Raw genomic sequence first — 12,035 nt, 5'->3', positions numbered from 1 at the left:
TGGGCGAACGCGCTTAGAGGGTATCATTCCCACCCCCTAAGCATGAGCTTCGCCGAGACAAATGCCACATATAGCGCAAATCATTTTCGCGGACACCAGGAATCTGCCACATATAGCGCATATCAGGTTGCCCAGGCACGAACTCCGCCAAGCCGGGCACGCGCTAGCATCGTGGGTATGGATTCCCTCGCACCGCTCGCGCATCGCATGCCGTACACTGCCGCGTTCCCCAAGGCGCTCGGCACGGGGCTGCTGATTTCGACGCCTCGCCCAATCGCCCTGGAACTGCGCGCCGAAATAGGACGATTCATCGACGAATACGAGCATGTGCTTTCGCGATTCCGCGCCGATTCACTGGTTGCGCGCATTGGCAACGCCGAGCACGGCGGGCATTTCGATTTTCCCGATTGGGCCGGTCCGCTGTTCGATTTGTACGACGCGCTGCACACCGCCACGCGCGGCGCGATCGACCCGTGCGTGGGCGAGGATCTGATTCTCCTCGGCTACGATCCCGCGTTGAGTTTCACCGTTGAAGCCGGCGCCGGCGAGTGCCTGGGCGCACTGCACGGTCGGGCCGTATGGGGTCGGGATGTGGTTCGTTCGGGTGGTACGACGTTGGTCACGCGCGGCCCGGTTCATATGGATTTCGGCGCGTGCGGCAAAGGCTATCTGGTTGATTCGCTGGGCGGATTGCTCACCGATTCGGCCAAGGCGCCCGGCTCCGCGCATCAGCCCGCCACCTCGGGCGGCAAGCGCAAAAGCGCCGGCCCGGAATTTGTGATCGATGCGGGCGGCGATCTGCTGGTGCGCACGAACAAGCCGATTCGTGTGGCGCTTGAGGATCCGGACGATCCGTCCCGCGCGGTTGGCGTCGCGCGGATCAGCGATGGCGCGTTCTGCGCGAGCGCGCCCAGCCGTCGCCATTGGGAGGTGGCGGTCAGCGAGCAAACGCATCTGGCGATCCACCACCTGCTCAACGCCATCGACGGCCTGCCCGTGCAGCAGACGGAGGCCACCTGGGTTGCGGTGCGATCCGCGTCGTTTGGCGGCTATCCGACTGCGGTGGCGGACGGGTTGGCTACGGCGCTGTTCGTTGCGGATCCGAGCGAGCTGAGCAGCACTTTCGCTTTCGATTGCGCCACGTTGGGCGCCGACCGTCACGCCACCATCAGTGCCGGTTTCCCCGGCCGCTTCTTCTGATTTCCAACAGAACTCACGGAATGAGGTTGCCGGCGGCTACGTACAGGTCCCACCAATCCTGCTTGTCGAGGTCGATGTCCGCGCCGTCGAGCATTTCGCCCAGTCGGGTGGGGTTCATCGAGCCGAGCACGATCTGAATCTTCGCCGGATGCCTGAGCACCCATGCGGTGGCGATGGCGTTGGCGCTCACACCGTACTTGGCGGCCTTTTCGTCCAGCGCCTTGTTCAACTCCGGGAAGTGCTCGTTGCCTACGAACGGGCCGTATTCCGTGCCGGACTGGAACGGGCTCCATGCCTGGATGGTCATGTGGCGCAGTCGCGAGTAGGACAGCAGTCCGTCCGAATGGTTGGCCACGACCATGCCTTCGGCGCCGGAATTGGTCATCAGCTCGTCGCTGACCATCTGCGCGTGCATCAGACCGAACTGCAGCTGGTTCGCCTCGAGCCTCATGGCCGGGTCGTCTCCGAGCCAGGATTGCAGCAGTTCCGCCTGCCACGGGTTCACGTTGCTCACGCCGAAGTGACGCACTTTGCCCGCCTTGTGCAGGGTGGTGAACGCTTCGACGATCTCCTCGGCCTCCATCAGAGTGTCGGGCCTGTGCAGGAGCGCGAAGTCCACGTAATCGGTGCCGAGCGCCTCCAGTTCCTCGTCGAGTCGCGTGATGAGGTGCTTCGCGGAGAAGTCGTAGCGGGTGGCGTGCACGTTGTTCGGGTCGCTGAAGTCGATGTTGATGCCGAACTTCGTCTGCAGGAAGATGTCCTCGCGCTTGAGCCCGGCGTCCTTCCACGCGCGGCCGAGCACACGCGAGCTGGCATGGTCGCGGTTGACGTTGAATCCGTAGATGTCCGCCGTGTCGAAGAAATTGACTCCATGCTCGGCGGCCGTGCGCACGACTTCCGCCGCCGCGTCCGCGTCCAGCGCGTCCATGCGCATCACGCCTAACGCCACTTGCGATGCGACCACTGCCGATTTGCCGATTTCGATGCTTTTCATGACTGCCCACTTTCTTTGTGATTTTCAAATACGTCAATCGATTGACGTCAGTCACCTCAATGGTAAATCCGCCGTCCCGTCAGCGCAACACAATAAAAATGCCGAAGCCAAAACGCAAAAATCCGGAGGAGTGGTCCCTCCGGATTTTTTAGCGAGTCAGCACGCCAACCTCACTCGGCCAGCGTGAACTGGCTGTTGTAGATGTCGGCGTAGAAGCCGGACTTCGCGAGCAGCTCCTCATGGGTGCCGCGCTCGACGATATCGCCGCCGTTCATCACCAGAATCATGTCGGCGTCGCGGACGGTGGACAGGCGGTGCGCGATCACGAAGCTCGTGCGCCCCACGGTCAGCGCGTCCATGGCCTTCTGAATCAGTTCTTCGGTACGCGTATCGACCGAGGAGGTGGCTTCGTCAAGGATCAGGATCGGCGCGTCCTCCACCATGGCGCGGGCGATGGTGAGCAGCTGCTTCTGCCCCTGCGACAGCGAGGTCTTGTCGTCCAGCACGGTGTCGTACCCGTCCGGCAGCGACATGATGTAATGGTGCAGGCCAACGGCCTTGCAAGCGGCCACAATCTGCTCGTCGGTGACGCCGGACTTCGAATACGCGATGTTTTCACGCACTGTTCCACGGAACACCCACGTGTCCTGCAGCACCATGGAGAACTGGTCGTGCACGTTCCAGCGCGGCACGGACTTGGTATCCACGCCGTCGATCGAAATCGAACCGCCGGAAATCTCGTAGAAGCGCATCAGCAGGTTCACCATCGTGGTCTTGCCGGCACCGGTCGGGCCGACGATGGCGATCTTCTGGCCGGACTTCACAGAGGCCGAGAAGTCGTTGATGATCGTCTTGTCCGAATCGTAGCCGAAACGCACATGGCTGAATTCCACGTCGCCGCGCACCGGCTGCGGCTTGCCGTCCGCGTCAACGCCGAGCAACGCCCGCTTGCCGGATTCGTCGGCCAGTTCCGGCTCGTCAAGGAAGCCGAACACGCGCTCGGAGGCAGCCGCGCAACGCTGCAGGTTCTGGAAGGCCTGCGCGAACTGGGAGAGCGGCTGGGTGAACAGGCGGATGTACATCATGAACGCCACGATCACGCCGAATTCGATCTTGCCATCCATGGCGAGCGCCGCGCCCACCACGCACACGACCACGTAGCCGAAATTGCCGATGAAGTTCATCAGCGGCATCATCAGGCCGGACAGGAACTGGCTCTTCCAGCCGGAAACGTACAGGTCGTTGTTGTACTTTTCGAAGCGCTTGATGGAGTCCTCTTCGCCGCAATATGCCTTGACCACGGTGTGGCCGGAGTACATCTCCTCCACGTGCCCGTTCACGTCGCCGAGCGCGATCTGCTGCTGGGCGAAGTATTTCTGCGAGACCTTCATGATCAGGCCCATCACGATCAGGCCGAGCAGCGCGGAGCCGATGGCGCACAGCGTCATGGTCACGTTGTTGTAGAACATCATGATGAGCGCGCCGAAGAACAGCGTGATCGAAGTGATCAGCGAGCCGACCGACTGGCCGAGCGTCTGTCCGATCGCGTCGACGTCGTTGGTGATGCGGCTCAGCACGTCGCCGTAGCTGACTTTGTCGAAATATTTCAGCGGCAGGCGATTGATTTTCTGGCTGATCGCCTCACGCAGCTGCTGTGCCGTGCGTTGCGTGACGTTGGCCATCAGCCAGCTTTGCAGGTAGCTCAGCAGCGCGTACCCGACGTACAGCGCGACGAGCAGCCATGCGATGCGCGACACCGCGTCCATATCGATCGAATTCATGACGGGCTTGCCGTGCACCATGGCCGGCAGACCCTTCGTGATCTCGTTGGTCATGTCCTTGAGCTTGTCCGGGCCGATGATCTGGCACACCGTGCCGGCAGCGCCCAGAACCAGCGCGAGAATCATCACCGGAATGTACCGGCTGCAGAATTTCACGAGCTTCTTCATCACTCCGCCGAAGTCCTTCGGCTTTTCCACGGCCCCACGTCCGCGTCCCATTCCTCTTGGCATGTCTCCCCCTTTCAGCGCTTCAGTTCGTCTTCGCTCAACTGCGATTCGGCGATCTGCCGATACACTTCGCACGTGTCGAGCAGTTCCTCGTGCGTGCCCTGGCCGACCACTTTGCCGTCGTCGAGCACGATGATGCGGTCGGCATTCATGATGGTGCCGATGCGCTGCGCGACGATGAGTTTCGTGGAATCCTTCGCTTCCTTTTCGAGCGCGTCACGTACGGCACGGTCGGTTTTGAAGTCGAGCGCGGAGAAGGAATCGTCGAAGATCAGGATTTCCGGATGACGGTAGACGGCGCGTGCGATCGACAGACGCTGCTTCTGCCCGCCCGAAACGTTGGAACCGCCCTGCGAAATGCCGGAATCGTACTTCTTCTGCTTTTTGTCGATGAATTCCGTCGCCTGCGCGACGTCGCATGCGCGGCGCACGGTGTCGTCGTCGCGGTCCGTATCTCCGTACGCGACGTTGCTGGCGATCGTTCCCTTGAACAGGAACGACTGCTGCGGCACGTAGCCGATCTTGTCGCGCAACGCCTTCAGCTTGTAGTCGCGCACGTTGACGCCGTCGACGAGCACCTCGCCTTGCGTGGCGTCGTAGAAACGCGGCACGAGGTTGATGAGGGACGATTTGCCGGAGCCGGTCGAGCCGATGAACGCCACCGTCTGACCCTTCTTCGCCTTGAAATTGACGCCTTCGAGCATGGCGTGACGCGAGTCGGGGTAGGCGAAGCTCACATTGCGGAATTCGATTTCGCCTTCCTCGCCCGGCTTGCCCGCGTCCTGCGTGCCGTCGGTGACCATCGGCTCAGTGTCGATGACTTCGAGCACGCGCTGCGCGGACACGTCGGCTCGCGGCCAGAGCACGAACACCATGCTCAGCAGCAGGAAGCTCATGATGACCTGGATGGAGTAGCTGGAGAACACCACCATGTTGGAGAAGGTGGTGAGCTTGTCGACGGCGTCGGCAGCGTCGATGAGGTACGCGCCGATCCAGTAGACGGCGAGCATCAGGCCGTTCATGATGGTGTTCATCAACGGCATCATGATGGCCATGGCGCGGTTGGTGAACAGCTGGGTTTCGGTGAGTTCCTTGTTGGCTTCGGTGAACTTGGCTTCCTGATAGTCCTCGGCGTTGTACGCGCGCACCACGCGCAGGCCGGTGAGGTTCTCGCGCGCCACAAGGTTGATGTTGTCGGTCAGGCGCTGCATGGCCTTGAACTTCGGCATGACGAAGTGCATGAGCACGGCGATGACCACCAGCAGGATGGCCACGGCGATGCCGGTTGCGAGCGTCCAATCGAAGCCCTTTCCTGCGATCTTGCACACGGCCCACACGGCCATGATCGGCGCTTTGACGATCATCATGAGGCCCATGGTGATGAACATCTGGATCTGCGTGATGTCGTTCGTGGAGCGGGTGATGAGCGACGCGGTGGAGAAACGGTTCATTTCCGCCGGTCCGAAGCTTTCCACCTTGTTGAATTCGAGCGAACGCAGGCGCTGGCTGAACGAGGCGCCCACGCGCGCGGCGATGAAGCCGGTGACGACGGCGCAGGCCGCCGAGCCGAGCGAGACGAGCAGCATTTTGCCGCCGGCCACCCAGATGTCGTGCATTTCACTGCCGGGGGTTTCGACGAGCTGCGTGATGTCGGCCATATAATCCGGCAGGGTCAGGTCAAGCCAAATCTGACCGACGATGCTGACCAGCGCGACGAGCATCTGACCGATCTCCGCTTTGGAGAGGTATCGTACGATGCGAAGCATGCTTGGTTCCTTCTCTTGTTTTGTGTTTTGCTTGTTTTCTTACGATTAGTTTTTGCGATTTTTCGCGGTTTTTGCGATTACTGGATTGCGATTACTTACACTGTGAATTATTTACAGCGTAAGATACTACGCGTCTTCCTGTGCGTTTCCTGAGAACGCGGCTTTGACCTCGTCCGCCGTGGGGCGCGGTTTGCCGGGCATGCACAGCGACATGTACGTGGTGAATTCCTCGGTGAGCTCAACGAATTCGCGCGCGCGGCGCTCCCCCATCTGCGAGAAGATCCAGCAGATCGCCTCGCGCATGCTTTCGCGCTGCCGTTCGGCGCGTTCCCTGCCGGCTTCGGTGAGGTTCACGTGCACCACACGGCGATCGTCGGGGTCGGATTCGCGTGTGATCTGGCCTTTTTTCTCCAACGCGGACAGCAGTGTGGACACGCGTCCGGTGGTGGTTTTCATTGAAGAGGCGAGCTGCGATGGCGTCAGCGGGCCTTTCCTATAGAGTTCCTGCACGGCGAAGGGTTCGCCCTTCGCGCCTTTCACCATCTCCTGCTGCATGCGCGAGCGTTTGTCCCATGTGTTGGTCGCCAATTCGTGGAACAGTTCCTCTTCAAAGCCCACGCGGCACCTCCTTCCGTCGCAATCGCCGTCATAATATCTTACAGTGTAAACATTTTACAGTGTAAGTTATTCCCAGGGCGATTTTGCAGCGAGCAAGCTACAGAAGGCACGAAAAAGGCCGCGGCCCGAATCGCGATTATTGTGCGGAATCGGGCGCGGCCAATCGTACGTATTGCGCGGAATTCAGCCGCGACGGGCGTCGACGGAGGCGTTCAGCATCGCCAGCTCATCCTGCGTGAGCGTCAGTTCGGTGGCGGCGAAGGAATCGTTGATCTCCTGAGGATTGCGGGCGCTGGGGATGGTGAACAACCGCTCGTAGCGGCTCAGTTCCCAGGCGAGCACCACGCGCTGGTAGGAGCAGCCGTGGTTGCCGGCGACCGTGCGGAACGGGTCGTACGCGCGCTGGTCGAACGCGTCGAGGAAGCCACCGAGGGGGCTCCAGCACACGAACGCGAGTCCAAGTTCCGCGCAGTGCTCCATCGTATGCTCAGGGTCGGGGTGCGAGGGCGAGAACTGGTTCTGCACGGCGATCAGCTTGTCGCCAAGCATCTCACGGGCAGTGTCGATCTGCGCGTTGTCAACACGGGAGATGCCCGCGTACTGAATCACGCCTTCGTCAAGCAATTGCTTGAGCGCGCCGACCTGATCCTCATAAGCCACTTCCGGGTCCGGGCCATGCGAATACAACAGGTCGAGCGTATCGACGCCCAAGTGCAGCGCGGATTCCTTGGCGTCACGAATCATGGTTTCGGGGCGCGAATCCGCCATCCACCCGTATTGACTGCCCGCCGCCTGCAAATGCTGGCGTTCCCCGCCAGGCCGACGACTGCAGCCCTCGGAATCCCGCCCCTGAGTGTCCGATTCTGGCGAATCGGACACAGGAGCAACAAAAGCGGGAACCTCCATGGTGCGTCGATAGCCGGTTTTCGTGGCGACCAGCACTTCATCGCGAGGGCCGTCCCAGCTGGCGAGCGCGTCGCGCACCATTTTTTCGCCGTAGCCCAGGTCTTCGGCGGTGCCGGTGCCGGGTTGGCTTGGCAGGTAATACGACCAGGCGGTGTCCAGATATCGCACGCCCGCGTCCAAGCCGGCGTGAATCGTACGGATCGCAGTATCGCGGTCCGGACGCCCCTCAATCGCCAAAGCCATCGTGCCCATGCCGAGCCGTGGAATCGCAAATCCCGCCAATTCGCCCATGTTTCGTGCGGTCGTCATAACCGTCTCCCTTCCGTCGCCACATCCGTCGCTACAAAATCCGCCACCCATTCTCGCACAAAACAGCGCGGAGCGGGTTGTCGGGCGGGTGCGGGAAGATGAGGGCACAACCGAACGGGAGCCGGAAGGCTGAGAGGGAGCTCGACGAGCTTCGACCGAGGACTTGATGCGGGTAATGCCGCCGTAAGGAGACGGGTTGTTCGCGCCGCGAGGCGCATCTCATTTCCGTTCGCGATAACCGAATATCGCGTGATTAGGGTCACGGAGGGGCGCACCACCTCATAGGGTACGGTTCCTTCGGCGACCCTTTTTTCGTACCAACCGTGAATGTCCGATTCACCGGAAGCAGACGCTCGGAAGCCCACAAAGCAGTTCTGAACGTCCGTTTCGGCGGGAACGGCACTCGTGGGGCCTGACATACAGAAGGGAACCGAAATGATCATCAACGGCAAAGAAGAGGACGTCGCCACGCCGATCACCGTGGCCGAACTAGTGGAGCAGCGCGGTCTGCGCGCCGACCGCGTGGCCGTGGAGCTCAACGGTGAAATCGTGCCTCGCACCCAGCGTGCGCAGACGCAGCTCAAGGGCACCGACACGTTGGAAATCGTCACGTTCGTGCAGGGCGGCTGAGCACAGCAGCGAAACAAACCATACGAACGGAAACGAGAATACGAGAACAACCATGACTTTTGAACCATCCGCATCGCAGGCGCAGATCGACGCCCGCCAGCACGCTTTCGACAACCAGCCCGACCCGGCCACGCTGGTCAGCCGCGAGGAGATCCGCGCGGCCCTGCTCGACCGCCACACCGCCGCCACGCAGGACAAGCTCGACGCGGCGCACGTGGCCATCTGCGGCTGCGGCGGCCTCGGCTCCACCATCGCGGTGGCGCTGACCCGCATCGGCGTCGGCCACCTGCACTTGATCGACTTCGACCGCGTGGATATGACGAACCTGAATCGCCAGCAGTATTTCCTGAAGGACCTCGGCCAGTACAAGACGGAGGCGCTGCGCAGCAATCTGCGCCAAATCAACCCGTTCATCGAGATCACCATCGACACCGTCAAGGTGACCGACGAGAACGTGCCGACGCTGTTCGAAAACGAGGACATCATCTGCGAGGCGTTCGACGTGCCGGAAAACAAGACGATGCTCGTCAACGCGGTGCTGGAGAATCTGCCGGGCAAGAAGCTCGTCAGCGCGTCCGGCATGGCCGGCTTCCGCAGCTCCAACCTGGTGAGCACGCGTCGCGTTTCGAAGAACTTCTACTTCTGTGGCGATGGCGAGACGGCTCCGGTACCGGGTGCCGGCCTGATGGCGCCGCGCGTGGGCGTGGTCGCCTGCCACGAAGCGAACATGATCACGCGACTGATCCTCGGCGAGGAAGACGCCTGACGCACTGCTACGTTACTCCACTGCCGTAATCGAAATTTTTATTGCGATTACAAACGCACGTTGCACACAACACAACAGCGATGCAACGGCAACACAACAGCAGCACAGCAATCGCAACAACAGCAACACCAAACACCCCAACGAAAGGAACCGACGATGAGCACCGAAAACACCATCACCACCGCAGCCGCCGATGTTGCGGCCGCACCGAACGCCACGCTTGACGAGCTGGTCGGCACCACCACGAACACGGCGATTCTGCCAGAGCCGGACGCGCACGCGTACGACGAGATCGCCACAGGAGACGCCGATCCGTTGATTCTCGGCGGGCACAAGTTCACGAGCCGTTTCATCCTCGGTTCCGGTCGTTACGACCTGAACCTCATCAAGGCGACCATCGAGAACGCGGGCACGCAGATCGTCACCATGGCGCTGCGCCGCTGCCGCACCACCGAAAACAACCTGCTCGACTACATTCCGAAGGGCATCACCATGCTGCCGAACACGTCGGGCGCGCGCAACGCCGAGGAGGCGGTGCGCATCGCACGTCTGGCCCGCGAAGTGTGCCAGACGGACTTCGTGAAGGTGGAAATCGAGCACGAGGCGAAGTATCTACTGCCAGACAACGAGGAGACCATCAAGGCCACGGAAAAGCTGGCCAAGGAGGGCTTTGTGGTCATGCCGTACATGTTCCCGGACCCGATCGCAGCGAAGCGTCTTGAGGACGCGGGCGCAGCTTGCGTGATGCCGCTCGGCGCGATGATCGGCTCGAACAAGGGCCTGCGCGCACGTGACTTCATCGAGGTGATCATCAAGAACTCCAACGTTCCGGTGATCATCGACGCGGGCATCGGCCGGCCGAGCCAGGCCGCGGAGGCCATGGAGATGGGTGCGGATGCGGTGATGGCATACACGGCGATCGCATCCGCCGGCAACATTCCGCTGATGGCGCGCGCTTTCAAGAATGCGATCGAGGCCGGCCGTGAAGCGTACCTGTCCGGCCTGGGAAAGGTTACGGAGGACCACGCCGTCCCGTCCAGCCCGACGAACGAGGCCGACTACATCGGCTGATTCGCGCCGATTTCGTACGATTCGTGCACTAACGTTTCGCACTGTTTTATTGCGATTACACGACGAGGGTCGGTGGAAACGCACATTTTCGCAAGGTTTCCACCGACCCTCTTTCGTCGGATGCGCGGCACGTAGCGCAACACGCGCATGCCACGCATACCGCAGCGACAGGCAATACGTCTACTTCCCTAGAGCCGCCTTCAGGTCGCGGTTCTGGAAGCGCTCGTGCAGCAGGCAGTAGCCGCCGAACGCAACGAGCCAAACCAGACCGGCGATCGCGGAACCGCGCGTATCTGCGGACAGGAACAGCGTGACGTACACGAACACGTAGAACGCAATCGCAATCCAGTCGCACACCTGCCATGCCGGCATGACGAAGCCGTCCGGCAGGAAGTCGGCGCTTTGACGGTAGCGGCGGTGCGCAAGCATCGTCAGGATGTAGATGAAGATCACGACGGCGCTGGCGGCCGAAGCGAACAGCACGAACGCACCGGAAACGCCCGGAATCGCGTTAACCAGCGGGGAGAACAGGATCATACAGCCGGACACGATGATCGCCTTCGCCGGCACCTTGCGTTTCGACACTTCGCCGAAGCGCTGCATGGCCGGCGATTCGGAGTCCTGCGCAAGCTGGTACAGGTGGCGGCCCGCCGAGTAGATTAGCGAATTGAGTGCCGACGCGGCTGCGGTGATCACCACGAAGAACACGAGCGCGGCGGCCCAGTCGAGGCCAGCGTATTTGAACACCATGATGAACGGGGAGCCGAACGAGCCGTCCGCGTTCTGGTGGAAGTTGCGCCACGGCACGATGGCCATGATGGCCACGAGCGCGCCCACGTAGAAGATGAGGATGCGCATGATCAACTCGTTGACGGCCTTCGGCAGCACTTTGCGCGGGTTCTGGGTTTCGGACACGGTCACACCCACGAATTCGATGAGCTGGTAGGCGAAGAACACCATCTGGAAGCTCATGAAGAAGTTCATCCAGCCATTCGGCGCAAGCTGGAAGCCGTCGGCAATGTTCGTAAGGCTCACAGTGGCACCGGAAACCGTGCCGTCCACGCCTTCGATATGCGTGGCCGGGTAGCTGAAACCGAGGAACAGCATCACCACGGCGGTGACAATCAGACCCACAATCAGTGTGATTTTGATCATGGAGAACCAGAATTCCGCCTCGCCGAACACTTTCACGGCAATGAGATTGATGCCGGTGAGCGCCACGAGGAAGCACAGTTCGATAAGCCATTTCCATGATTTGAGGTCTATGCCGAACGTACCGAAGAACGTGACGAAATACGTGCTGACGGCTGTGATTTCGGTCATGCCGGTCAGGATGAGCACGATCCAGTACGTCCAGCCGGCGAATTTGCCCCACGCGCGGCCGAGGTAGCGGGTGATGAAGTTGATGAAGGTGTGCTGGCTTGGGTCGCTGTACATCATTTCGCCGATGGCGCGCATGAGCAGGAACATGATGAGGCCCACGCCGATGTACACGAGGATGATGCTCGGTCCGGTCAGCGCGATCGACTTGCCGGAGCCGAGGAACAGGCCGGTGCCGATGGTGCCGCCGATGGCGATGAACTGGACGTGGCGGTTTTTCAGGCCGCGTTCCATGTCGTTGTCTTTGTCGAGGCTTTCGATGGATTTGATTTGCGCGGTTTCCGTCGCTTCGGACGTGCTTGTACCAGTTTTTCCGGTTTTCGTATTCCCAAAAGTCATAATGTTCACACCCTACCGCGCCAACCGCACAATCTCCGCCGTTGTTC

Annotated in this window: 10 protein-coding genes and 1 riboswitch; of the genes, 4 read left to right on the top strand and 6 right to left on the bottom strand. The window is 61.1% G+C overall.

Annotated elements, in window-relative coordinates; all coding sequences use genetic code 11:
- Positions 1–177 precede the first annotated feature (177 nt).
- Complete coding sequence (locus KSX58_RS03415) at positions 178–1,200, top strand: FAD:protein FMN transferase (RefSeq protein ID WP_217735787.1); 1,023 nt, start codon at positions 178–180, stop codon at positions 1,198–1,200.
- 13 nt (positions 1,201–1,213) lie between these two features.
- Here KSX58_RS03415 and KSX58_RS03410 read toward each other — a convergent pair whose 3' ends face one another.
- The 5 genes from KSX58_RS03410 to KSX58_RS03390 all read right to left on the bottom strand — a co-directional run bounded on the left by KSX58_RS03410 (position 1,214) and on the right by KSX58_RS03390 (position 7,802).
- On the bottom strand, positions 1,214–2,194 hold the full coding sequence (locus KSX58_RS03410; RefSeq protein ID WP_217735786.1) for an aldo/keto reductase family oxidoreductase: 981 nt from the start codon (positions 2,192–2,194) through the stop codon (positions 1,214–1,216).
- 170 nt (positions 2,195–2,364) lie between these two features.
- A complete protein-coding gene (locus tag KSX58_RS03405; protein WP_217735785.1) occupies positions 2,365–4,206 on the bottom strand; it encodes an ABC transporter ATP-binding protein in 1,842 nt (613 codons plus the stop codon).
- Positions 4,207–4,217: 11 nt separating this feature from the next.
- Positions 4,218–5,969, bottom strand: coding sequence for an ABC transporter ATP-binding protein (locus KSX58_RS03400; protein WP_117805447.1), 1,752 nt, complete (start codon positions 5,967–5,969; stop codon positions 4,218–4,220).
- A 126-nt stretch (positions 5,970–6,095) separates the two neighbouring features.
- Positions 6,096–6,587: a MarR family winged helix-turn-helix transcriptional regulator gene (locus tag KSX58_RS03395; protein WP_003807375.1), complete on the bottom strand. Its 492-nt coding sequence runs from the start codon at positions 6,585–6,587 to the stop codon at positions 6,096–6,098.
- Positions 6,588–6,770: 183 nt separating this feature from the next.
- The gene (locus KSX58_RS03390) at positions 6,771–7,802 is read right to left on the bottom strand and encodes an aldo/keto reductase (protein ID WP_217735784.1); all 1,032 of its coding nucleotides are present in this window, start codon (positions 7,800–7,802) and stop codon (positions 6,771–6,773) included.
- Positions 7,803–7,906: 104 nt separating this feature from the next.
- Positions 7,907–8,010: riboswitch (TPP riboswitch) on the top strand.
- A 227-nt stretch (positions 8,011–8,237) separates the two neighbouring features.
- Between KSX58_RS03390 and thiS the strand changes: the two genes are divergently transcribed.
- The 3 genes from thiS to KSX58_RS03375 all read left to right on the top strand — a co-directional run bounded on the left by thiS (position 8,238) and on the right by KSX58_RS03375 (position 10,269).
- A complete protein-coding gene (gene thiS, locus KSX58_RS03385) occupies positions 8,238–8,432 on the top strand; it encodes a sulfur carrier protein ThiS (RefSeq protein WP_055308902.1) in 195 nt (64 codons plus the stop codon).
- Between the two features lie 52 nt (positions 8,433–8,484).
- Complete coding sequence (gene thiF, locus KSX58_RS03380) at positions 8,485–9,198, top strand: sulfur carrier protein ThiS adenylyltransferase ThiF (protein ID WP_026646632.1); 714 nt, start codon at positions 8,485–8,487, stop codon at positions 9,196–9,198.
- 156 nt (positions 9,199–9,354) lie between these two features.
- Entirely contained in the window at positions 9,355–10,269 is a 915-nt protein-coding gene (locus tag KSX58_RS03375) for a thiazole synthase (RefSeq protein WP_021912915.1), read from the top strand.
- Between the two features lie 180 nt (positions 10,270–10,449).
- Here the strand turns inward: KSX58_RS03375 and KSX58_RS03370 are convergent, their stop codons facing one another.
- Entirely contained in the window at positions 10,450–11,988 is a 1,539-nt protein-coding gene (locus tag KSX58_RS03370; protein WP_237976390.1) for an amino acid permease, read from the bottom strand.
- Between the last annotated feature and the right edge of the window lie 47 nt (positions 11,989–12,035).

The organism is Bifidobacterium sp. MSK.17.10 (assembly GCF_019129655.1).
In the GTDB taxonomy this organism is placed as follows: Bacteria; Actinomycetota; Actinomycetes; order Actinomycetales; family Bifidobacteriaceae; genus Bifidobacterium; species Bifidobacterium adolescentis.
This window is presented reverse-complemented; position numbering and strand designations above follow the sequence as displayed.